Below are 24,897 nucleotides of genomic sequence, written 5' to 3'. Positions count from 1 at the left end.
GAGAACTAAATCCACCTTAGAAATGCTTTTTTATTTTGCACCGTTTTTTATTTGTATGAATATAGGTAATATAGAAAAAATGAAGGAGAATCCTATGAAACGGAATATATACATTGATTTTTTAGCCTATTATGGAATTGGGAGTGCACACCCTGGTGGTTTTACGTTAACGAAACAGTTATTGGCACAGTTGCCATTACACCGTGAAGCAAATGTACTTGAAATAGGTTGCGGAACAGGACGGACAGCAGCTTATATGAAAAAACAATATGGTTATAACGTCACAGCAGTTGAAAATAATGAGATTATGGTTCAAAAAGCAAAAAATAGATGGTTACAAGAACAGTTACAAATTGAGCTAATTCAAGGAAGTGCTGAGAAATTACCGCTTTTCGACGAGCAATTTGATCTTGTACTGGGAGAATCTGTACTTGCTTTCACGAACAAAGAGCAGGTAATTCCTGAATGTTATCGTGTCTTGCGAAAGAACGGGAAACTTATTGTTATTGAAATGATAATTGAAAAGCATATAACAAAAGAAGAGGAGGATAAAATAATACAGTTATATGGAATAAAGGAATTACAAACAGAAACAGAATGGATTGACTTATTTCAAATGGAAAAATTCAAAAGGGTAACAATTGTAGGTGGAGCTACGATTGCGGAGACGATCGCAGGACAAATGGAAGAGCCAGAATGGAACATGTCACAATTTATTCCGACCGAATTATATGATGCATGGGTACAACACGAGCGAGTATTGCATATGTACCAACATATATTAGGGCACCGGATATTTATTTGTGAGAAATAAAACAGTATATTAAAGGAGTTGACTAAAAATGCAGTCAGCTCCCTTTGTACATTAGATGAAAAATAATGCAGCTAAAGTAATACCAAAAATAAACCCGAAAGCTAATTGAACGGCACCACCGCCACAAAAACCCCTATCGCAACATCTATCAAAACCAAATCCACAATGGTCACATTGACCTATGCCACCGCAACAATCACAACCACCATTTGCATATGCATCATAATATCCAAAACCTGTATCAAAAGATGGACGATGAATTGGCGTAATCCAAACAGAATCATCTGTTACATCAACAATTTTACCAAGATGAATATAACCATCACGATCTTCAATTCGTACAACTTTACCTAAATAACGTCGGCAAGTATTATAACATTTTTGTCTATGCATGTTCTTTCCTCCTTCCGTATTACAGTAATACAATATGTTATTGGGACAAGGGCGGCTTGTATGATTGACCTAAGTTTCATAATTGTTATAAGAAAGGGAAAAGATATGGGAAGAGTGTATGTGAAAAAGGAGTGGGACCTATGGAACCTAAAGATCAATTTCAAACGTATGAAGTGCCTTGGAATGAATTTACGAATGCCCTTCGCAGTGAAATGGAAAAGCAAATAGGAGCAGATGTTATTGACAGAATCGTTTGTGATTTGAAAGATGGATTTGAAGTGTATACATATATACAAGGAGATTTAGATTTTGAATATAGAGAAACACTTGAACGAAAACTTGGGAGTGATGGAAAAACTCCTAATTTGTTAACTATCATGTTATTAGCAAGTATTTATCGTACAAGTGAAGAGAAGATTCGTTTGCATGCGGATCGTAAAGATAATCCTATTGTTGAAGTATATGTAAAACAGTAAAAAACACGCTTTTATAGGCGTGTTTTTTATGTATATGATAGGGTGTAAGGGAATCAAACTTTTTTACAGTGATTTTCCATATAAAATGTAGTAAGAGCTTGTAGTTCTCATTTTTGTTCCATGCAGGCTTGTTTATGTGAAAAATAAATCCTATAAGATGCACAATTAATCAGAATTTATAAGGTAATGCTCAACAGAATGAGATTTTTTATTTTAGCAATATTGTTTACATAATTAAATTATGAGAGCCTGTTTGTCTAAAAATACAAGTCATATATCTTGTTTCTCTTCATAAATTTAAACATAGGAATTTGTCTACAAAGGTGGCGAAGCCTCATCATGAAGATTCGAATCTGTGCCACATTCATCTTTTTTCTATTATTATGTTTGAATCCTTTTTTTACTTTTGCAAAAGGAGAGGAGGCAAAAGAAAGGGTCGTTTCACTTGTATATGATGATTCTGGCAGCATGAGAAATAACGATCGCTGGAAATATGCCAATTATGCTTTGCAAAGTTTAGTTGCATTATTAGATGAAAAAGATAAATTTTCATATGTTCCAATGAGTCGTCCTACTGAAGCGTTAAATGTAACGCTGACCAATGAAAAAAGACAAACAGAAATTAATGAAATTGGAGTGTGGAAGAACTATTTAAATACGCCGTTTCGTGCTGTAGAAACAGCAATGCAATCTATTAAAAAGGAAGCAGACATAAATGGAAAACGTGAATTTTGGCTTATTGTATTAACTGACGGAGCATTTAATGAACTCGAAAAGGAAAAGACTGATGGTAAAGAACAAATCACACAGAAACTAGGACGATTTAAAAAAGAAATGGAATCAAAAAAAATATCATTGCATCCAGTTTTAATAACAATGGAAGAAAATTTAGGTCAGCAAGAGCAACAACAGATGAATACGTTCAAAGAAATTTGGAAGAAAGAAATAAATGGCATCATCATGCCAACAAGTGGGGAAGATGGGGTCATTGAGAGTGTAAACCAAGCTGCGGCCTTGGTTGCGAATCGAGATCCATTTTCTTCTGCTGAATCTGTTGTGAAAACGAATATATATGGAAATAAATTAGAGATTACGACACCGTTTCCATTAAAAAGAATGACACTGGTGCAACAATCTTCTAATGTATCACAATATCAAATAGAACAACTTTCTAAACCATTAGCAGTACAATCGTTCTTTTCGATTCATGCACCAGGAGAATCAAAATTATATGGTGGTATTACCCATATTAGTGCTACGAATGGCGAAGTGATGAAACCAGGGACATATACGCTAGAAATTGATAGAGATATTGTGAAAGAAGGGCTGAAAGTACTTGTTGAACCAGCACTTGATTATACCGTTTCTACTTACGATAAAGAGGATAAAGCGAAAAAAAACGTTGAGGAAATGTATGAGGGAACAAAAGCAGTAATCGAAGCGAAGCCGACGGATTTACCAATTCAATCTTCTTATTTTCAAGCAGAAGTAGAACTAGATGGAAAGATGTATCCAATGAAATGGGATAGTAAGGGAAAACGATTCTATTATGAAACACAAGTTGGAAAACAGGCAGTACGTGGGAAAATTCATATGAATATAAAAGGATTTTACAGGCAAACAAGAGAATTCCGAATTGAATCGGTACCTAAACCAAAACTATCTTTACAGGTCATTACGAAAAACTATGAAGAAAAGGTGACAAATTTAGAAAAGAGTAAACCATTTGTCTTGCAGCCCTTACTGAATGGTGAACCGATGACAGAAGTGGAAGTAAAGAAACTATTACAATCTACAGGTGTCACATCTCATCAATCGATCAACTACGAACTGCGGAAACATGGCAATCAAATTTATATTTATCCTCGTCCTTACTACTCCGATACATTCAATTTTACAGCTACCGGCACCATAGAAGCTACCATCACTATAAACGATTCAAAGTTACAAGAAGTAAAGAAAACGATTTCGTTTCATATTCAAAATGCACCATTTTGGGAACGTTATTCGCTAATCTTTCAATTCGTAATCCCAGTTGCATTACTATTTTTGCTTGTTGCGATTCTTATTTTAGGGTGGATTGTCCGGCCGAGGTTTCATCGGAAAGCAATGTTGTACTACGAATGGGATCAAGAAGTAGCGAAAGATTGGCTGTATCAATCTGAACCAGAATTACTAAGAAACAAGTGGTGGAAACATTATTTTGGTATTCCATTTCGAGCAGAGCGAAAGACTGTGCAATCGGTAACTTTTATAGCAAAAAAAGGATCGAAGTCTGTATTTGTCGCAAAGGAATCGCAAGTGATTGGTATGATTATTGACGGTATGTTTATCACAGAGGAAGAGGCCGGGAATGAGCATAAGACATTATATCCGAATGAGATTTTACTGATTGATCGAGGGTATGGGAAAGAAATTTATCGATACGAATGTGAATAATAGAAAGTTCGAAAAGCCCAGTACTCAAGTAGTACAGCTAAGCTTCGTAGCCTCCCGGCTGTTGAGCTTCGAACTGCTCGGCTCTCTTTATCCTTCTTTTTGAATACATACTAATAGGAAGGTGGTTCACATGACATTACAAGTTCCAACAATTTTAATTGGCTTAGGTGGAATCGGTAGTACTGTTACTCATCAAGTATATGAAAAGTTACCAGAAGAACGACGTAAAAAGGTAGCGATGCATGTGTTTGATACAGATGTGAATACATTAAGTAAATTTGAGCACATTCGTAAGTTTAAGACACAAACTAGTTCTAGTAAAACACCGCGAGAATATATTGCGGGGGATCCAACGATTCCGGAATGGTTTCCGATGGATCCTACTATTTTAGATAAGCCGTTAACAGAAGGAGCTGGCCAACTTCGTGTCATTTCACGTCTAGCTTTACGGGCAGCGATGAAAGAAGATAAATTAACTGCTTTTTGGCAAGAAATTGAAAAAATATTTCCTGTCACCAGTGATCAAACTGAGTATGGTGTTCGCGTGATTATTGTCACATCGTTAGCTGGCGGCACGGGCTCAGGTATGTTTTTACAAATTGCATTATATTTGCGTGAAATGCTTAGGAAAAAACTGCAGCACCATAACATCTTAATACGTGGCGCGTTTTTAATGCCGGATGTACTTGTCAAGACGCGTACGATTAGTGCGAAAGAGTTTGAAACTGTGCAAGCAAATGGTTATGCCTCTTTAAAAGAACTTCATGCGATTACCCTGGGCTCAACAGGTGAATTATCAAAAAGAGGTGGTGTAACGATTGAATTAGAGTATCGTCCGGATCAAGTAGATGAAGATGGCCGGACGAATCACACGATTAAACAACACCATTTGCCGTATAATTATTGTTTTTTATATGATTATGAAAATTTACATGGTCATCATTTACACAATTTATCAGATTATATGGAACAAATGACAAACACGATTTATTTGCAGTTATTTAGCCCGATGTCTACAAGTCATTTTGCACAGGAAGATAATCAAATTCAGCAGCTTGCAGAATCGAATGGAAAAGCACGCTACTGCGGAGCTGGAACTGCAAAGCTCATTTATCCGTATGAGCATGTGTTAAAATATTGTGCTTTGAAATGGGCCGTGCAAGGCTTAGATGAATCCTGGCTTCATTTAGATCAATTGTTTCAAGAGAAAAAGCAGCGCTATGAACAAGATGTTCGTCGTGGCATGCAACGTGAGAAGCCAGAGCGTGGGAAGAGCTATTTAGAAGATTTAGAGCATCTTGCCACTCGTCCAGAGCAAGCTCATATCTTTTATAGACAGATGTATAATGAAACACGTGAAGGGGCAGAAGGTGGGAAGGTTGGTATTGCAAAATCAAAGTTATTTTTAGAGGCAGTTGAAAGCTATGTACAACGTACTGTACAAAAAGATGAAGAGTTAAATAGATTGCAGCACGAGTGTAAAATATCGGCCGCAAAACTCAAAATTACGGAACAGATGAAGGGGGAAGTGGCGAGGGTTGATCATGCTGTTCGGTTGTATGCTTATGCAATACCAAGCCGTGTACATGAACATGTGACGACGCTTTTGTATGACATGATAGAATCGGATCGATATGCTCCAAGTGGTTCAGAAGGACAGTCATATCAACTAAACACGTGGTTTTTAAAGAAAACAGAAGCTGTTCATCCGGTGGCTGCTCGTTTCATGTTATATGAAATTCGGAAGCAGTTAATAGAGAAAATGAATCGATTGCATGAGAATAATGAGCAGAAGCGTAATTTAATTCAAAACTACGATAAGAAATTTAATGTAAGTAATATTGACGGTACAGTTACAGCAGTGCGACGTGTTGAGCTGGCTCAGCAACAAGGTTGGTTTGGGAAAATGTTCTATAATCAACAGCGTATGTTACGAAAAGAATTTGAAGATATAGTCACGCAATATGTGCATAAATTGAATGAGTATCGTAAAGAAATGTTACTCGAACTCGTTTATCAATCATTATATCAAGCGGTAAACAAAATGATTCAACATTGGGAAAGATTCTTTGATAATTTACAAGAGACACGTGAAAATTTACTGTTTGAAATTCAAAAACGTAGCAAAGAATTTGAAGGAAAAACAAACCCGACAAATGTATATGTGTTAGCAGATGAAAGGCTGCAAGAAAAAATATGGCAAGATATGCAACAACATTTAAATTTAGGTGTACTGCCAAAGGATATATCAGCGGAGATTTATATGAGCTTGTATGCAGAATATTGCCGTGATGCACAAGCTGAAGAAAGTCAATCTAAGAAGGTAGAGGATTTTTATCGAGAGCATATTTTAACGTATTGCTATGCTGAACTTCAAGTGCGATATCGAGACAAACTAGAGCTCAATATAATTGAAGCATTGCGAAAAGAAGCGGATTTTAAAAAACGTGATCGCAATGAATATGTGAGAGAAAAAATTGAAGACCTTTTCCATCTAGCAAGTCCATTTATCCCGAAAGTATCTCATCATAGAGAGTTACAATATTGGGGCATACATCCTTCGCTAAGACAAGAATTACAAGAAGAACTTCTACAAGAGATGTTTCAAGAAAAGGATACAGTGAATGAAGCATTTTCACCATTTGAAGTAATTTGTTACCGAGCACACTATGGATTATCATTACAGGATTTTCCTAAACTTTCTTCTGGGCATATTGCAAATGGTTTTATGAATGATAAAGGGGATTATTTTCAGTCTTATTATCGTCGTGTGAATAAGTTAAATATTAAAAAATCTAATTTAACTCCGCATTTAGATAAATATTGGCACTTACCAGCCTTTATGCCGGATTTGAATGCAACGCAAACGAAGTTAGATTATGATAAATGTAATCGTGCTCTTCTTTATGCATATATGTACCGGTGGATTAGTCTTGTTGCTGTCGATGGTCAATTTGTCTATCAATATAATGGGGTAGGGCGTAGCTTTTTAATTCAGTCAATGGGGAAAAATATTTCAAGTGAGAGCTATAAATTACACCGTGCATTGCTTCATAATCCGTTTATTTATGAAAATATTTTGTCGCGTTTTGAAGAAGAACAGGAGAAAGCGACACTCCAAGGCGGGCATTTATATACACATGCTTTTGTGTTAGGTGCACAAGATGTAAGATGGCTTAGAAAAGAACATGTCCATAATATTTTAGATATTATTTTAATGTATGATCGAGAGGCAAAGTATGACCCGACGCTCGAGGAAACATCAGATGAATTGTTACGGTTATTTCTTGATGAAATTTTAGTTTATTTCCAAGATTATTATGGAACTGGTGCTGAAATGGTGGCAAAGAAAGAAGCAGAGATGTTTGTAAAACAACTATGGGACCGTTCGTATGCGAAAGGCTATGTTGATCCAAATAGTGCGCCTTATAAAAAATGGCAACATGTACTGCATGTTCAAGATGAGGAACAAGATACAAAAACGAATGTGTAGGATGTAGGTAGGGAACCCTTAGTATAGACATATCATTTTTGAAAAGAGGGGTTCAAGTGCCGTTTTTAGGAAGCGTATATCAAATATTTGGATTATATCCGGAGATCTACCATGCGATGATTTCTATGGAAATGCAGGAAGAAGAATTACGTAATGAGCATGTGGAAAAGAACAATACGGAAATAGAAATGGAAGATTAGGAAAAACCATGCAGATTTTTATCTGCATGGTTTTTTAATGATTTGTTTTCGGAGTATTCGTAATGAATTTCATTCGGAATACATAAATGAAGTAACCAATACATCCTCCAACAAATGCAGGACAGATCCAACCTAAACCTGCATCGTATAAAGGAAGAAATTTAGAAAAAGTAACATTGATTGCTTGAATAGGGATATTTGCTGCATTTAGTCCATCAAACAAACTAACGACAAAAGTTAGGAGTAAGCTCCATTGATATACCTCAGTTCTACCTTTAAATATGGGGTGCAAAAATGTTAAAACAATTAGCATAATTGCAAGTGGATATATCGCTGTAAGTACCGGTACAGAAACCGCGATTAATTCTGTCAAACCAAGATTTGCAATCAATGCGCTAAAAACAGAAAGTATAACAGCAAATGTTTTATAAGATATTTTCGGGAATACTTTATGAAAGTATGAAGAGCATGATGTTACAAGTCCGACGCTTGTTGTTAAACATGCAACAGTAATCATTAAGCCTAACAATAAATTGCCTAAAGAACTAAAATAATAATTCGCTACTTTAGCTAATACTTCTCCTCCATTTGTTAGGTGCCCTAGTTTAGATACACTGGCGGCCCCCATATAAGAAAGTGAAGTATAAACAATTGTTAATACAATTGCTGCAATACCAGCAGCCTTTGCACAAACGCTCACTATTTCTTTTTTATCATAAGTACCTTTCTCTTTTATAGCATTGATAATAATAATGCCGAATACAAAAGATGCAAGTGTATCCATTGTTAAGTAGCCTTCTTGGAAACCTTTAAAAAAAGAATTGTTCACAAATTCTTTTGCAGGTGCCTGAATAGGGCCGATTGGTTGGACAAACGCCGCAACTACTAAAATCCCGATGAATGTAAGCTTGATAGGGGTTAAAAGCTTCCCCACAACATCTACAATTTTCGTTGGATTAAATGAGAACCAACATGTAATACTAAAGAAAATGATTGTGAAAATAAGTAATGCAAACGTCTCTGTTCCGTTAGATAAAAATGGTTTTACACCTATTTCAAAAGAAACACTTCCAGCTCTAGGGAGTGCAAATAACGGACCAATTGCTAAATAAAGAATAAATGTGTACACAGCGCTGAACCAAGGATGAACACGATTCGCTAATGTTTGTAAATCATCACTATTAGAAATACCAAATGCTAGAACGCCTAACAAAGGAAGACCTACTCCTGTAATTAAAAATCCAGCAGTAGCAGTCCACACATTATGCCCAGCTGCTTGGCCTAACATAGCTGGGAAAATTAAATTTCCAGCACCAAAAAATAGTGCAAATAACATAAGGCCAATTACAAGGACACGAGAAAAGGGTACTTTATTTGCCAAATTAAAACCTCCATTGAAATAATTCTTTACAATACCATATTGTTACAAAGAAAATTCTGAATTTTAAAATTGTTATATTCACAACGTTTTTTATTATACTAATACGAAATTTATATAGCAACCAAAAATTTATTTTCTGAATTAATAATAAAAAGTAAATGTATGATATGAAATTTAAATCATGCAAATAATAGAGTTAAGATACAATCAAGTAACTATAGTTTTTATTTCACAAAAACAATTTCGATTATGAAATAGTGGAGTGCATATGTATCTTGTAGGGTATAGTGAATGGAATATTAATATTAGAAAAATAAATCAGGGGATATACCTGGTGATGATTAGAATCGCATGATTTTAAATTATGAAATAATACTTTTTGTTACATAATTATCCATTATAAAAAGAGTGCTCTTATTATTGACAATTGAATTAATTATATGATAAATTCAATTCTGTTTCTTAGTGATGCATCATTTGCAAGAATATCACATTGTAATTTTAAATGTATATTTTGAATTTTTGCATTTTTAAAAAATTAGTTTGGAAATAAGTAAAATTTATAGTTATTTAAAAATAATAATTATAAAAACTCTAAAACAGAATAAAAGAGGTTGTACTTAGTAAGGGATTATATTGAAAACGAGGTTTCTACTGATGAGTCTACTAATTAAAAAGGAAATGAATGAAGAAAAGAAAAGGGTGTTGAATCAAACGTTAGGAGCATTTGATTTAACTCTTTTAGGAATCGGGGCAATTATTGGAACTGGTATTTTTGTATTAACGGGTATTGTGGCAGCGAAACATGCTGGCCCAGCAATTGTTCTATCTTTTGTATTGGCTGCACTTGTTTGTGCCTGTGTGGCATTTTGTTATGCTGAATTTGCTTCTACTGTTCCAGTATCCGGTAGTGTATATTCTTATACATATATTACATTAGGAGAAATTTTTGCTTTTATAGTTGGGTGGTGTGTCATGTTAGAGTATTTATTAGCGACCTCTGCAGTAGCAGCTGGGTGGTCCGCTTATTTTCAATCATTACTTCTAGGATTTCATATTAAAATCCCTACTCTTGTTGCCTCGGCACCGGGCATGGGGAAAGGTGGAATCATTGATTTACCTGCAGTTTGTATTATTTTAGTTGTTACATTTTTGTTAAGTCGTGGTGCGAAAGAAAGTGCACGCATTAACAATATAATGGTTATTATTAAGCTTGCAGTTATTGTAGGATTTATTATTGTAGGTGGACAGTATGTAAAACCAGAGAATTGGCAACCATTTCTTCCGTTTGGGTTTCATGGTGTTATTGGAGGAGCAGCTACTGTATTTTTTGCTTTTTTAGGATTTGATGCAGTTGCTACAGCAGCTGAAGAAGTGAAACGCCCACAGCGCAATGTTCCGATTGGTCTTCTTGTATCGTTATGTATTTGTACAATTCTTTATATTGGTGTTTCATTTATTTTAACAGGAATGGTACCATTTACTGAATTGAATGTAGCTGATCCAGTTGCCTATGCGTTGCGTGTTGTAGGACAGGATAAAATTGCAGGTTTGTTATCAGTAGGAGCCATTGCTGGTTTAACTACTGTTCTTTTGGTAGCTATGTTTGCTTTTGTACGGGTATCTTACTCAATGAGTCGTGATGGATTACTTCCAAAAAAGCTTTCAAGTGTACATAAACGTTTTCAAACACCATTTCTTAATACGTGGATTACAGGGGTTCTCGCAGCACTTTTAGCGGGGCTTGTAGATTTGAATTTATTGGCGAATTTAGTAAATGTGGGAACGATAACAGCTTTTATATTTGTATGTATTGCGGTAATTGTACTCCGTAAAACACACCCAAATATTGAAAGGCCATTTCGTGCACCATTGGTTCCTTTTTTACCGATAATGTCAATAATCAGTTGTATGTATTTAGCTTTAAATCTTTCTAAAGTAACTTTAATCAGTTTTATGGTTTGGATTATAATAGGTATTTTGGTTTATTTTGTGTATGCTAAAAAGCATAGTAATGTAAGGGGAAATGGGGCATAAAGTGTATGGGGTGTTAGCCCTCATCAATTTAGCTTTACTTCCTGCGAATAGTGGGATAAATAATTGAAATAGCAGCTGTAGGCTGAAAAGATAGCTTGTTTACAAGTAATTCTTTACTGTCTACAGCGATTTTTATTTGTATATAAATAAAAAATCTATTATTGTACAAAGAATTAAATTAAAAAAGATAGTGAAGTGAGAATTAATAATGTTCGTAAAATGTATGTATATATTGTGTATGAGTGTCATTGCTTTTTCGATGATGGGGCTTGATAAACGTAAGGCTGTGAAAAAACAATGGCGTACCTCTGAAAGTACATTGTTTTTAGTGTCTGCAGCAGGGGGAGCAATCGGAACGTGGATTGGAATGTATGTTTTTCACCATAAAACTCATAAAAATAAATTTAAAATTGGTATACCGCTTTTTGTTGCTATAACCTCATATGCTATATGGCTGATTTAGGTTGAGGTGATACCAATTAGGTTTTTAAAAGGAGTTTAGCTGTTTTTACTAGGTTCTAAAGCATGTATATATAAATGATAAGTAAGTTGTTTGAAAAGGGAATTATATTGTCGAAAAAGATAGGGAGAGAATATTTGTAAAGGTTTAAAGCTACACCTTATAATGAAGAGAAAAAAGAAGAGGAGAAAAGGGAAGATGGAGAGTCAAAAAGCACTGCAAAAGAAAGGGATTTTATATGCGACGGGTGCTTATATGATGTGGGGAGTTCTCCCCATTTACTGGAAATGGGTGGGGGAAGTTCCTGCAGAAGAAATATTAGCGCATCGCATTGTTTGGGCATTTGTTTTTATGTTATTAATTTTAGGAGTATCAAAGCGAATGGGGCAATTTCTGAGCGAGCTTGTGAGTCTTTTTAAACGACCTAAATTATTAACATCATTAACGATTGCTTCTATTTTAATTAGTGGGAATTGGTTTGTGTACATATGGGCTGTGAATCAAAATCATATCATTGAAGCAAGTCTTGGTTATTATATTAATCCTCTTGTAAGTATTTTACTTGGTACAGTTGTTTTGAAAGAAAAACTTAACTTTTGGCAATATGTTGCAGTTGGTTTGGCGGGAATAGGTGTTATTATTTTAGCGTTCCGATACGGTTCAATTCCATGGATTGCCCTTTCACTTGCGTTTACATTTGGATTATATGGATTAACAAAGAAGTTACTGAATTATGATGCAATGATAGGACTTACGATGGAAACAATGATTGTGACGCCTCTTGCAGTCATTTATTTAGTTATGATTGGTGACCATGGTTTTGGTTCGTTTGGTTCTATTTCGTCTACTTCAACGTTACTTTTAATGGGAGCAGGGGTTGTTACTGCATTACCTCTTTTTTATTTTGCCAAAGGAGCACAACTTATTCCACTATATATGATTGGGTTTTTACAATATATTGCACCAACCATTAATCTTATTTTAGGGGTTTTTGTGTTCCATGAGCATTTTACATCGGCACATATGACGGCATTTTTCTTTATTTGGATTGCACTTTTCATATTTTCGGTCGCTAAAACAAAGTTTTTATTGGAAAAGCAACCGAAGTTTCTTAAAAATAAATCAGCAAAAGTATCATAAAGCGTAGTATTTTCTACGCTTTTTTCTTTATACTTATAAGTATAGAATTTCCATTACTGCAAGTAGGGAGCTGGAAAAATGGAAACAATTTTACATAACGATCCGCTGATGGCAGCTGTACTCGCTTGGTTTTTGGCGCAACTAGCGAAAGTCATTTTTAAATTAATCAAGGCGGGAGAATTTGATTTCGCACAATTCTTTGCTTCTGGAGGAATGCCAAGCTCTCATTCTTCAACAGTTACTGCATTAGCGACAGGTGTTGGGATGGTGGAAGGTGTAACGAGTGCGGTATTTGCAGTGGCCGCTATTTTTGCAATTATTGTAATGTATGATGCATCTGGGGTAAGACTTGCGGTAAGTAAACAGGCGAAGATTTTAAATGATTTTTTTCACGGTAGACAAACAGAATATAAGAAATTAAATGAGCTTGTCGGACATACACCATATCAAGTTGTGGTGGGAGCTATATTAGGTATTGTAGTTGCAATTGGATATTGTTTATGAGCAGAACATGTATTTTTATATGTTCTGCTTTTATTTATTTATACATAATTTTTTGTAAAGTGGAATATCGTATACGGATTTAGAAAGGGTGGGTGAAAAGAGTGTTATTATATGAAAAAGTGCGAGAGGAAGTCAATCGAAAAATTACTGCACTGCAAACGATGCAGCATCAAGACGGAACATGGCGATTTTGTTTTGAAGGTTCTCCATTAACAGATTGCCATATGATTTTTTTGCTTAAATTATTAGGTCAAGATCAAGAAATAGAGCCGTTTGTTGCAAGACTGGCATCTCTTCAAACAAATGAAGGAACTTGGAAGTTATACGAAGACGAATCTGTCGGTAACTTATCCGCTACAATTCAGGCATATGCGGCTTTACTCGCTTCTAGAAGATACACGAAAGAAGATATAAATATGAAACGTGCAGAAGTATTTATTCGTGAACGAGGTGGGATTACACACGCTCACTTTATGACAAAATTTTTATTAGCGCTTCATGGTGGATATGAATATCCTTCGTTGTTTCACTTTCCAACACCGATTTTATTTTTACCCGAAGATTCCCCACTCAGTATATTTGAGCTAAGTAGTTCGGCTCGTATTCACTTAATTCCAGCGATGATTTGCATGAATAAGCGATTTACTGTGTCAAGCACAATACTTCCTAATTTAGATCATATTTCAGGAGTGAGTAAGACGCAGTGGTTCCGAGAAGAACGTTCACCGCTGTTTCAAACGCTAATTAGAGATGTGAAGAAGTTTTTATCATACCCCTTATCTTTGCATCATAAAGGGGACAGGGAAGCAGAGCGTTTTATGATTGAGCGGATTGATGAAAATGGAACATTATACAGTTATGCGAGTGCTACATTTTACATGATTTATGCGCTACTTGCACTTGGGCATTCAATTCAGTCGCCGCTTATTTCAAAGGCAGTATTAGGAGTGAAATCTTATATATGGAATATGGATAAGGGATTACATCTTCAAAATTCACCATCTACAGTGTGGGATACGGCTTTATTAAGCTATTCGTTGCAAGAAGCGGGTGTAACGCATGACAACAAAATGATTCAAACAGCAACAGGTTATTTACTGCAAAAACAACATAAAGAGAAAAAAGATTGGAGTGTACATGCTCCATCACTTGAAGCTGGGGGATGGGGATTTTCAGATATAAATACGACAATTCCGGATAATGATGATACAACAGCTGTACTTAGAGCGTTAGCACGAAGTAGGAGAGGGAATCCAAAAGTAGAAGGAGCGTGGAAGAAAGGAATCCAATGGGTGAGAGGATTGCAAAATATTGATGGGGGCTGGGCGGCTTTTGAAAAGGGTGTAACCAATCATTTACTGACGCATTTTCCTCTTGAAAATGCAAACGATATGCTTACAGATCCATCTACATCAGATATTACAGGGCGGGTATTGGAGTTTTTTGGAAGGTATGCGTCACATGAATTACAAGGTGAACGAAGAAATCGAGCAATAAGATGGCTAATCAATGCACAGGAGAAAAATGGATCGTGGTATGGAAAATGGGGAGTGTGTTACATATATGGTACTTGGGCAGCTCTGACAGGTTTACGTGCTATAGGAGTCTCGCCTAATCACACAGCTTTGCAAAAAGCAGTCGCGTGGTTAGAGAATATTCAACATAGAGATGGAGGTTGGGGCGAGTCTTGCAGAAGTAGTATAGAAAGGCAATTTATTTCGTTACCTTTTAGTACACCATCACAAACAGCATGGGCACTCGATGCGCTTATTGCTTATTACGATATAGAAACACCAACCATTCGAAAAGGGATTTCTTATTTACTTACACAATCAATGGAGAATCAAGATTATCCTACAGGCTTAGGGCTATCAGGTGGATTTTACATTCACTATCATAGCTATCATTATATATTTCCCCTTCTTACTTTTGCTCACTATATAAAAAAATATAGAAAATAAACCGAGAATTTGTCTCGGTTTATTTTTGTTGGTAGTAGGTTCCAATTGAAAAGAACAAGGTAATGAATCACACCTTATTTTTTTGTTGATTGGTGTTTTTGACGTGCATCGGCGGCATCTGCACGAGCGTTTGCTTCTAAGTCATCTTGGTCAGCGAGCTCACGTGAGAACTCGACATCAATGCCATCAGAGGCTATTTTTCGCTTTAAATCCTTTTTGTTCATTCGACACAATCTCCTTGTGTTTATGCTATGTTGCAAGTTTAGTTTGACACAAATAGACTTTTTTATACAAAAAGGATTTGGAAAAGGGAAAGCCGAAATATACAGTATAAGCGATAGAAATGGGGGAGAATAATGGACTTTTTAAATGGGAGAACAGCGGTTATAACAGGGGCAGCACAAGGGATAGGTAAGGAGATTGCTCGTACGTTTGCAAAGCTTGGAGCAAAGGTATTAATTAGCGATGTAAACGAAGAGAAATTAAAGGAAACAATAAATGAATTTTTGGAACAAGGGTATGAAGTGAGTTTATATCCTTGTGATGTAAGTAATCAAAATGAGGCGAAATCATTAATTGAATATGCGGTTCAAACATTCGGCGGGTTACATATTTTAGTGAATAACGCTGGAATTACAAGAGATGCGATGTTACATAAAATGGAGAAATCAGCTTGGGAGCAAGTGTTGCAGGTGAATTTAACGGGTGTATTTTATTGTATGCAACCAGCACTTCTTTATATGAGGCAGCAACAATTTGGACGTATCATCAATATCTCTTCAATTAGTAGAGAAGGGAATATTGGGCAGGCAAATTATGCCGCAACGAAAGCAGGTGTCATTGGATTAACAAAAACGGCAGCGAAAGAAGTGGGTGGATTTGGTATTACTTGTAATGCCATTTGTCCCGGTTTTATGGATACAAGTATGACAAAAACCATACCAGATAAAGTGAAAGAGAAGATGGTTGGTGCAATTCCAGTTGGAAGAATTGGAACGCCACAAGATATCGCAAATACAGCGGCTTTTTTAGCTTCAGAGTATGCGTCTTATATTACAGGCGAGGTATTAAATGTGAGTGGTGGATTACAAGTTTAATGGGAAAAGAGCCTGACTGCATGAGTCAGGCTCTTTTCGTTAGTTCAGATTCACCCAAACACTCTTCACTTCTGTATAGTTATTTAATGCATAGGATCCCATTTCACGGCCAAGACCAGATTGCTTAAATCCACCAAATGGAGAAGCTGCATCAAATACGTTATAACAGTTTACCCATACAGTACCAGCGCGGACTTTGCTTGCGATATAGTGTGCATGTTTTACATTTTCTGTCCATACACCAGCAGCTAGACCAAATGATGATTTATTTGCACGTTCAATTACTTCATCAATATCATCAAACGGCAATGCGGAGATGACAGGGCCGAAAATTTCTTCTTTTGCAATTGTCATTTCATCATTCACGTCTGCAAATACAGTTGGAGCGACGAAATAGCCTTGTTCGTATGGTTTGTTTCCACCACAAAGTACTTCTGCACCTTCTTCAATACCTTTTTCAATGTATCCCATAACGCGTTTTTGTTGTTCTTCTGAAACAAGAGGCCCAATGGTTGTTTGAGGATCTAGACCTGCACCTTGTGTTAATTTTTTCGAATACAGAACAAGGTCAGCCATAACATTGTCATACATTTTCTTTGGAATAAATAAACGTGATCCAGCGCAGCACACTTGTCCTTGGTTAAACATAACGCCAGAAAGTGCACCTGGGATTGCACGAGATAAATCAGCATCTGGCAAAATAATATTTGGTGATTTACCACCAAGTTCTAATGTAACTCGTTTTAGTGTTTCAGAAGCTTGTCTCATGATTTGTTTACCAACAGGAGTCGAACCTGTAAATGCGATTTTATCAACGAGAGGGTGATTCACAAGCGCTTGTCCAGCTGTTTCGCCAAATCCTGGTACGATGTTGACAACACCTTTTGGGAAACCAGCTTCTTCAAATAATTCAGCTAAGTATAGAGCAGAAAGAGGTGTTTGCTCTGCTGGCTTTAGTACAATTGTACAACCAGTCGCAAGGGCAGCACCCATTTTCCACATTGCCATTAGGAGAGGGAAGTTCCATGGGATAATTTGTCCAACAACACCAACTGCTTCATGGCGCGTGTAGTTAAAATATTCACCGGAAACTGGAATAGTTTGACCGACAATTTTTGTAGCCCAGCCAGCGTAATAACGCATATGTTCAATCGCAAGAGGAATATCTGCTGCCAACGTCTCACGGATTGGTTTTCCGTTATCTAATGTTTCAAGTTGTGCCAGTTCCTCTGCATGTTCTTCCATTAAATCTGCAAGTTTGTACATAAGACGGCTGCGCTCGGCGCTACTCATCCGGGACCAAGGTCCTTCATCAAATGCAATCCTAGCAGCGATTACTGCTTTATGAATATCTTCTCGACCAGCTTCCGAAACGATTGCAAGTGTTTCGCCAGTTGCTGGGTTAGGAGTTTTAAATGTTTTACCGGAAGCGCTTTCGACGAATGCTCCATTCACATATAATTTTTTTGTTCCTTGAAGAAACTGCTCTACTTTTTCATGAAGATTTACAGCTAATTGACTCATTGTATAACCCCCTTGGAAATATAGTGTAAACGCAGTGCGAGACGGCGTTTATTCCTGCAATAGGGTTGTGAAAAACTAGTTGAAAGACCTCTAATTTAAATCATAAATAAAGAAGATTGAAAATTCAAATTTCATTTTCGTTACAATTGTAAAAAGTATGTAATACCGGACTTGCTACTGTATCTTAAAAAAATCCCTCTAATTTTTCTTTTCTATTAGGAAAAACTAGAAGAACAATGTTACAATAATACATCGTGAGAGGAGGGAGAAAATGAAGGATTATCATGATGATCCACGCTTTCGAATTGCCCATAAAGAAGCGTTAATGGGTCTTGGACTTGCTTTTATTAATTTTATAATATGGTATGGGTTTGCTTATGGGCTTGGTAGTAAGGATCCAAGTGAATATACATATGTATTAGGTTTTCCAGCATGGTTTTTTTATAGTTGTATAGTCGGTTTTGTTGTAGTAGTTATACTTCTTATTTTAATCGTGCGTTTTGCATTTCAAGATATTTCGCTCGATGAGGAAGAAAAAAGTGAGGAATGATGAATGAATTGGTACGTAATAATTCCAATGATAATTTCTTTTATCGTTGTATTTTTAATTGGTGTATATGCATCAAGGCGTGTGCAAGCAACGGCTCATAATAAATTTTTACAAGAATACTTTCTTGGAGGACGTGAGCTAGGCGGCTTATTATTAGCTATGACAATGATTGCTACGTACGGTAGTGCGAGTAGTTTTATTGGGGGACCTGGAATTGCATATAATATGGGACTTGGATGGGTATTATTGTCGGCAATCCAGGTTGTAACGGGTTACATCGTCTTGACGGTAATTGGTAAAAAATTTGCAATCATTGCAAGAAAGATGGAGGCAATTACACTTATTGACTACTTAAAAGGAAGATATAATCATAAAGCAGTGGTCATTCTTTCAGCACTATGTATTATTATCTTTTTATTTTCAGCAACAGTTGCTCAGTGGGTTGGAGGCGGAAGGTTAATTGAATCGTTAACAGGTCTTTCGTATACAGCGTCTTTATTTCTTTTTACATTTTCCGTACTTATATACGTTTTAATTGGTGGATTCCGTGCAGTCGCTTTATCTGACACATTGCTTGGCATTATTATGTTGGCGGGAACGACAATTATTTTAATTGCAACGGTGATTGCTGGTGGCGGAATTGAAAAGATTATGCAGGAACTCGTTCAAATTAATCCGAATTTAATTACGCCGTTTGGAGCGGATGGTAGTTTAACGAAAACGTATGTGACATCATTTTGGATATTAATCGGTGTTGGTGTGGTTGGATTACCACAAATTAGCGTGCGCGCGATGTCTTATAAAAATTCAAAAGCAATGCATCAAGCTTTAATTATCGGAACAATTGTTGTCGGTACAATTATGATTGGTATGCATTTAACGGGTGTGTTTGCACGCGTGGTGCTTCCAGGTGTAACGGTACCAGATAAAGTGATGCCGCTTCTTGCAATGGAAGTATTGCCACCTTGGCTTGCTGGAGTCTTTTTGGCAGCCCCAATGGCTGCCATTATGTCAACTGTAAATTCACTTTTATTACTTGTAAGTTCATCAATTATTAAAGATATATATGTGAACTACATCAATGAAAAGGCTACTGATACGGCTATCAAAAAAGGAAGCTTGTGGATTACTGGAATCGTTGGTTTACTTGTGTACGTAGCAGCTATTAAACCACCAGATTTCTTAATTTGGTTAAATTTATTTTCTTTTGGTGGCTTAGAAGCAGCATTTATTTGGCCAATTGTTTTAGGATTATATTGGAAAAGAGGGAATGCATGTGGTGCGCTTGCATCCATAATAGTTGGAGTAGGATCTTATGTAGTCATCCATCTTTGGTTCCCAAATCCGTTCCATATACATACAGTAGTCTTTCCGATTTGTTTTGCTTTTATTGCTTATATAATTGGTAGTGTATTGACTGTGAAAAAAGAATAGAAATAGTAAAACAAAACCACAGTGCTTTCAAAGGTGAAAAGCACTGTGGTTTTTTATTCGGCTATTCGTGAGCCGTAAGACTTCACCTCAAAATTCAGTACAAGATAAGAATTTAGGCTAGGGACCAGAATGCATGTAAAAGCCTGATTAGTAGGAGATGATTTAAGTTTTACGTTATGATGAAAATGAAGTTTTTTATTCTGCATCCTTTTGGTTATTCATAAAGTAGTAACAATTGATGGGATGGAGTTGAAGCCTATGAAAAAGGTACTTTTTTTAGGGGATCCTGGGATTGATGATTCTTTAGCCATTATGTATGGGCTGTTACATCCTGAGATTGAAATTGTTGGGATTGTAACTGGATATGGAAATGTAACACAAGAACAAGCAACGAGTAATGCAGCGTATTTAATGCAATTAGCAGGTAGAGAAGATATACCTATTATAAATGGAGCAAAAATGCCATTGTCGGGTGAATTTACAACATATTATCCGGAAATTCATGGAGCGGAAGGATTAGGACCAATTCGCCCTCCGAAAACGATTCAACCAAATATCAAATCGTTTTGTGCGATCTTTGACATAATTCAGCGTTATAAAAAAGAAATTATTATTGTGGATACAGGGAGATCAACAAGTTTAGCAACGGCGTTTATATTAGGGAAAGATATAATGCAAAATGTAAAAGAATATTACTGTATGGGCGGTGCTTTCCTTATTCCAGGGAATGTTACCCCTGTAGCGGAGGCGAATTTTCATGGTGATGCACTTGCTGCAAATTTAGTCATGCAGTATGCAAAAAACGTAACATTAATCCCTCTAAATGTTACAAGTGAATCAATCGTTACACCTGAAACTGTGCAATATATAAAAAAACATTCACAAACTGCATTTAACAAATTAATTGAACCTATATTTCAATATTATTATAAAGCATATAAGAAAATAAATCCGAAAATTACAGGAAGTCCCATTCATGATGTGCTTACGATAATGGCAGTTGTAAATCCTTCAATGATTGAATATGTATATCGGAAAGTAGAAGTTGATTTAGAAGGTAGTGCAAAAGGTGAAAGTATTGCTGACTTCAGGCCACAACCTGATGCAAAAGCACTTAAAAATTGGGTAAGAATTGGGTGGAAATTAAATTATAAGAAATTTGTTGAAAATTTTGTTCGAATTATGACATAGACATAATATAAGATTACAAGTTAAAATAATAGAGACGATTATTTAGATAATCGTCTCTATTATTTTGTGTATAACTATATATAACAGATAAAAGATAAAAGATAAAAGATATGAATTGGGAGAGGGAATTCACTTGAGAAAAGTTATAATATGTGCGGGAATCATTGGTGTATTCATAGTGCTTATATCCGGTAACTTTTTAGTGAAAAAAGTTTGGAGTTCTAATAATGATGATGCTCAATTTATTGCTTCATTTGTTGAAGAACATAAAGATGAAAAAAATAGTGCCTTACTTATAAAACGAAATGATAAAGTTGTTTATTCTGTTAATCCAAATGTTGTGTTACCGGTTGCGAGCACGATGAAGCTAATTGTCGCAATTGAATTTACGAAACAAGTTGTAGATGGGAGAATTGATCCAAATAGTTATGTGTCGATTGATGATGTAAATCGTTACTATATTCCAAATACAGATGGTGGTGCACAGGATCGTTGGCAAAAGTATTTAATAAGAACTGGTAAAATGGATGGAAATGCAGTTTCTTTAGAGGAAGTTGCAAAAGGCATGATAAAGTTTAGTTCTAATGCCAATACAGAGTATTTAATGGATCAACTTGGATTAGATCATATTAATCAAAATTTACAAAACTTATCACTTCCTTCGCATCAACCGTTATTTCCTATTGTTTCTTCTTTATATATTCCAGGATATTTGCATAAGGAATTGCATATTCCAAAATCTAAATTAGAGAAAAAGTTAAAAGAAATGCCCCCAGAAGAATACCGTCGTTATGCTGTGTTAATACATGAACGCTTAAAAGAGAAAGGGCCGTTATTACAAAAAGAAATTCCGCTATATTTAGAAGAGAAATATGAAAAAATATGGTCAGACAAGTTGCCAGCTGCATCCGCAAATGATTATATGGTGCTTTTGGAAAAAGCGAATCATAAAAAAGGTTTTACAGATGCTGAAGAAAAAGAGTGGGCGAATCTTGTTGAAACGGACATGAAAGCAAAAAAGTACCGTAAGTCATTTAGACATGCTGGGCAAAAAAATGGGTATACGCCGTGGACATTAGCAAAAGCGGTTTATGCCACTGATAAACTTGGGAATTGTACAGAAATAGTGTTTTTAGCAAACCAATTGAATGAAGATGATAGTGTAGAGCTTCGTAAGCACTTGCGAAATCTACATTTCCAAGTGTTACAAAATGAAAAATATGATGCAACTGTTATTAAATAACCCCGATGCGTGAAGCACCGGGGTTATTTTTGTTCAGTTAATGAAAGTTTCACTTCATACAAGCACCTTTTCAGAAGCTCTGGGTATGATGATTAGTAAATAACTGGGCGAAAGGGGAAAAAGTGATGAAACAGGGTAACGAAGAATTTATAAAGAGTGAAGGCGCTAATTTCCCTGGAAAAACCTATGCAAACTGTGTGTTACAGCATGTGTTTCAATTTCAGCGAGATTATTTATTGCAAGAGATGTTTATGATTCATCGGGCTCATATTATCATGCTTGTGGAACAAAAATTAATGAGGCGAGAAGATGCAAAAGTTATTTTAACAGCGTTAGAGAAAGTGGCGCAAATCCCAAAGAGTCAATTATTGTATGAGCAGGAACATGAAGATCTCTTTTTTTTAGTAGAACATTTAATTGAGCAAGAAGCGAATCATAATTTTGTAAGTAATATGCATATCGGCAGGAGTCGAAATGATATGGGAGTCGCGATGTATCGAATGAGTTTGCGCCGCTATTTATTACGGTATATAGAGCATTTTCTTCTTTTACAAGAAAGTATGTTAGAAGTGGCAAACGAACATATAGAAACAATCATGCCGGCTTATACGCACACACAACCCGCGCAACCAACAACATTTGGTCACTATATGTTAGCGATATATGATACGATGCAGCGGGACTTAGAGAGAGTTTGGAACCTATATCATCTTGTCAATCAATCTCCTTTAGGAGCAGCTGCTCTATCTACTACAAGCTTTCCTATAAATAGACAGCAAGTTGCAAAGTTGCTCGGTTTTTCAAGTGTTATTGAAAATTCATATGACGCTATTGCGAGCGCAGATTATTTATTAGAGACAAGTGCGACAATTATGGTGGCAATGACAAATAGCAGTCGATGGCTCCATGACTTCTTACTACTAGCAACAAAAGAATACAATGGGATTACTGTTGCAAGTCCGTATGTACAAATTAGCAGTATAATGCCACAAAAACGGAACCCTGTTTCTATTGAACATGCTCGTGCTCTTGTTAGCGGTGTACTTGGAGAAACCTTCACTGTATTTCAAATGATTCATAATACACCATTTGGAGACATTGTAGATACAGAGGATGATTTGCAACCTTATTTATATGAAGGAATTGAAAAAGCAATTCGTGTATTTTGTATAATGAATGCAGTGATTCAAACAATGAAGGTGGAAGATGAAGTTTTAAGAAATCGATCGTTTAAACATGCGATTACGATAACAGATCTGGCAGAAACATTAACCAAAAATTATAAGATTCCTTTTCGGCGCGCTCATCATGCTGCAAGTTATATTGCCAAAATGTCTATACAGCAACAAAAAGAGTTGTATGAACTAAATTTTTCTGAAATCAATATGTACCTACAAGACAACTTTCATGTAACGCTTTCAGAAAAAGAATGGGATGACATTATATCACCTGAAGCATTTGTTAAAAAACGAACTGTATACGGTGGGCCGAGTAAAACGGAAATGATACGCATGATTCGAAAGAGGAAAGAGGATTTTAAGAAAGAAGAAATTAAATTTGACAAAGAAAAACAACGGATGCTACAAGCTGAAAAAGAAGTGATGGAGAAAGTCTTGAATATTATTGAATCATAAAAGCAGGATTTAGTGAATTAGTCGCTAATATTCTATTTAAATATAAATAGAAGGAAGAGATTGTCAATGATTCAATTACAGATATATAAGGAAGTTTCTTGTTTTAAGGAGGAAGTTACTCCTATTTTAGAAAGGAATGAACAAGAGAATAATTTATTATTAGGTGTGTTACAGTTCACGGAGAATCCGTTGTTTATGGCAGTGGCAAAGCAAAATGAAAAAATTGCTCTCATATTTTTTCAAACCGAGGAGCAGAAAATGATTGTTGCTAAATCCGAAGTTTCGGGGGAGACTATACAGGAAATAGCGAAACGATTAACAAAGGTGTATCCAGATATACCTGGATTGATTGGTGAAAAAAGAGTGGTGAAACAATTAGCGGAAGAGATTGCACAACTAGAACAAAAGAAGCTTTCTATTCGTATGAATCAAGGTGTGTATGAATTAAAAAAAGTAAAGAAAAAATGGGATGCGCATGGTGTTTTCTGCCAAATAAATAGCAGTGAATTACCATCTATTGAAAAGTGGGTGTACCAATTTTGTGAAGACGTTCAATTACCTACTACGGAAGAAAAAGCCAAACAAACTGCAAATACATTAGTAAGTACAAATCGATTGTTTGGGTGGGAAGTGGATGGAAGATTGGTTTCGGTAGCTGCAATTACAAGACCAACTAAGAGTAATATTACAGTAAATTTTGTATATACACCGAAAGACGAACGTAAAAAAGGGTATGCTTCTAATTGTGTAGCTGCTCTTAGTCAACATATGTTAGAAAGAGGCTATAAAACAACTACTTTATATACGGACTTAGCGAATCCGACTTCAAATAAGATTTATCAAGAGATAGGATATGAACTGATAATGGAATCTGTATTAATATTTTTAGAACCGATGTAATGAAGGGCTCGCATACAAGCGAGCCT

Annotated in this window: 21 protein-coding genes; 17 read left to right on the top strand and 4 right to left on the bottom strand. The window is 35.9% G+C overall.

Annotated features, from left to right (window positions below):
- Positions 1-94: 94 nt before the first annotated feature.
- Complete coding sequence (locus tag M014_RS0110050) at positions 95-814, top strand: class I SAM-dependent methyltransferase (protein WP_026591609.1); 720 nt, start codon at positions 95-97, stop codon at positions 812-814.
- Positions 815-865: 51 nt separating this feature from the next.
- Here the strand turns inward: M014_RS0110050 and M014_RS0110045 are convergent, their stop codons facing one another.
- Complete coding sequence (locus tag M014_RS0110045) at positions 866-1,207, bottom strand: hypothetical protein (RefSeq protein ID WP_026591608.1); 342 nt, start codon at positions 1,205-1,207, stop codon at positions 866-868.
- A gap of 140 nt (positions 1,208-1,347) precedes the next feature.
- Between M014_RS0110045 and M014_RS0110040 the strand changes: the two genes are divergently transcribed.
- From M014_RS0110040 to M014_RS0110025, 4 genes are all read left to right on the top strand, one after another.
- The gene (locus M014_RS0110040; protein ID WP_026591607.1) at positions 1,348-1,683 is read left to right on the top strand and encodes a hypothetical protein; all 336 of its coding nucleotides are present in this window, start codon (positions 1,348-1,350) and stop codon (positions 1,681-1,683) included.
- Between the two features lie 339 nt (positions 1,684-2,022).
- The gene (locus tag M014_RS0110035) at positions 2,023-4,122 is read left to right on the top strand and encodes a vWA domain-containing protein (protein ID WP_026591606.1); all 2,100 of its coding nucleotides are present in this window, start codon (positions 2,023-2,025) and stop codon (positions 4,120-4,122) included.
- A gap of 130 nt (positions 4,123-4,252) precedes the next feature.
- On the top strand, positions 4,253-7,615 hold the full coding sequence (locus M014_RS0110030; RefSeq protein ID WP_026591605.1) for a tubulin-like doman-containing protein: 3,363 nt from the start codon (positions 4,253-4,255) through the stop codon (positions 7,613-7,615).
- Positions 7,616-7,671: 56 nt separating this feature from the next.
- Positions 7,672-7,815, top strand: coding sequence for a hypothetical protein (locus tag M014_RS0110025; RefSeq protein WP_026591604.1), 144 nt, complete (start codon positions 7,672-7,674; stop codon positions 7,813-7,815).
- Between the two features lie 34 nt (positions 7,816-7,849).
- On the opposite strand, the gene brnQ is transcribed toward M014_RS0110025, so the two are convergent.
- Complete coding sequence (gene brnQ, locus M014_RS0110020; RefSeq protein ID WP_026591603.1) at positions 7,850-9,196, bottom strand: branched-chain amino acid transport system II carrier protein; 1,347 nt, start codon at positions 9,194-9,196, stop codon at positions 7,850-7,852.
- Between the two features lie 657 nt (positions 9,197-9,853).
- On the opposite strand from brnQ, the gene M014_RS0110015 reads away from it, so the two are divergent.
- The 5 genes from M014_RS0110015 (at position 9,854) to M014_RS0109995 (ending at position 15,298) form a co-directional block, all read left to right on the top strand.
- Positions 9,854-11,233: an APC family permease gene (locus tag M014_RS0110015; protein WP_026591602.1), complete on the top strand. Its 1,380-nt coding sequence runs from the start codon at positions 9,854-9,856 to the stop codon at positions 11,231-11,233.
- A gap of 208 nt (positions 11,234-11,441) precedes the next feature.
- Positions 11,442-11,696, top strand: coding sequence for a DUF1294 domain-containing protein (locus M014_RS0110010; RefSeq protein ID WP_026591601.1), 255 nt, complete (start codon positions 11,442-11,444; stop codon positions 11,694-11,696).
- Between the two features lie 195 nt (positions 11,697-11,891).
- Positions 11,892-12,833, top strand: a complete 942-nt coding sequence (gene rarD / locus M014_RS0110005) for an EamA family transporter RarD (RefSeq protein ID WP_026591600.1) — start codon at positions 11,892-11,894, stop codon at positions 12,831-12,833.
- A 78-nt stretch (positions 12,834-12,911) separates the two neighbouring features.
- Complete coding sequence (locus tag M014_RS0110000) at positions 12,912-13,337, top strand: divergent PAP2 family protein (RefSeq protein ID WP_026591599.1); 426 nt, start codon at positions 12,912-12,914, stop codon at positions 13,335-13,337.
- A gap of 101 nt (positions 13,338-13,438) precedes the next feature.
- Complete coding sequence (locus M014_RS0109995) at positions 13,439-15,298, top strand: terpene cyclase/mutase family protein (protein WP_026591598.1); 1,860 nt, start codon at positions 13,439-13,441, stop codon at positions 15,296-15,298.
- A gap of 74 nt (positions 15,299-15,372) precedes the next feature.
- Here M014_RS0109995 and M014_RS0109990 read toward each other — a convergent pair whose 3' ends face one another.
- Positions 15,373-15,522 (bottom strand): YfhD family protein, encoded by a 150-nt coding sequence (locus M014_RS0109990; protein ID WP_026591597.1) that lies wholly within the window; start codon positions 15,520-15,522, stop codon positions 15,373-15,375.
- A 132-nt stretch (positions 15,523-15,654) separates the two neighbouring features.
- Between M014_RS0109990 and fabG the strand changes: the two genes are divergently transcribed.
- Positions 15,655-16,395 carry a 3-oxoacyl-ACP reductase FabG gene (fabG, locus tag M014_RS0109985; RefSeq protein WP_026591596.1) on the top strand — a complete coding sequence of 247 codons (741 nt, stop codon included), beginning with the start codon at positions 15,655-15,657 and terminating at the stop codon, positions 16,393-16,395.
- Positions 16,396-16,434: 39 nt separating this feature from the next.
- On the opposite strand, the gene M014_RS0109980 is transcribed toward fabG, so the two are convergent.
- Entirely contained in the window at positions 16,435-17,919 is a 1,485-nt protein-coding gene (locus tag M014_RS0109980) for an aldehyde dehydrogenase family protein (protein ID WP_026591595.1), read from the bottom strand.
- Between the two features lie 271 nt (positions 17,920-18,190).
- Here M014_RS0109980 and M014_RS0109975 point away from each other — a divergent pair, with 271 nt between their 5' ends.
- The 6 genes from M014_RS0109975 (at position 18,191) to M014_RS0109950 (ending at position 24,871) form a co-directional block, all read left to right on the top strand.
- The gene (locus tag M014_RS0109975) at positions 18,191-18,469 is read left to right on the top strand and encodes a YhdT family protein (protein WP_026591594.1); all 279 of its coding nucleotides are present in this window, start codon (positions 18,191-18,193) and stop codon (positions 18,467-18,469) included.
- A 3-nt stretch (positions 18,470-18,472) separates the two neighbouring features.
- Entirely contained in the window at positions 18,473-19,903 is a 1,431-nt protein-coding gene (panF, locus tag M014_RS0109970) for a sodium/pantothenate symporter (RefSeq protein WP_026591593.1), read from the top strand.
- A gap of 258 nt (positions 19,904-20,161) precedes the next feature.
- On the top strand, positions 20,162-21,094 hold the full coding sequence (locus tag M014_RS0109965; RefSeq protein ID WP_035414817.1) for a nucleoside hydrolase: 933 nt from the start codon (positions 20,162-20,164) through the stop codon (positions 21,092-21,094).
- A gap of 133 nt (positions 21,095-21,227) precedes the next feature.
- Positions 21,228-22,337 carry a serine hydrolase gene (locus tag M014_RS0109960; RefSeq protein ID WP_026591591.1) on the top strand — a complete coding sequence of 370 codons (1,110 nt, stop codon included), beginning with the start codon at positions 21,228-21,230 and terminating at the stop codon, positions 22,335-22,337.
- Between the two features lie 125 nt (positions 22,338-22,462).
- Positions 22,463-23,971 (top strand): argininosuccinate lyase, encoded by a 1,509-nt coding sequence (gene argH / locus M014_RS0109955; protein WP_026591590.1) that lies wholly within the window; start codon positions 22,463-22,465, stop codon positions 23,969-23,971.
- Between the two features lie 66 nt (positions 23,972-24,037).
- On the top strand, positions 24,038-24,871 hold the full coding sequence (locus tag M014_RS0109950; RefSeq protein WP_026591589.1) for a GNAT family N-acetyltransferase: 834 nt from the start codon (positions 24,038-24,040) through the stop codon (positions 24,869-24,871).
- The last annotated feature ends 26 nt before the right edge of the window (positions 24,872-24,897 follow it).

Source organism: Bacillus sp. UNC437CL72CviS29, assembly GCF_000482345.1.
GTDB lineage: Bacteria > Bacillota > Bacilli > Bacillales > Bacillaceae_G > Bacillus_A > Bacillus_A arachidis.
Note: the sequence above shows the minus strand (reverse complement) of the source record. Positions and strands in the feature narration are given on the sequence as shown.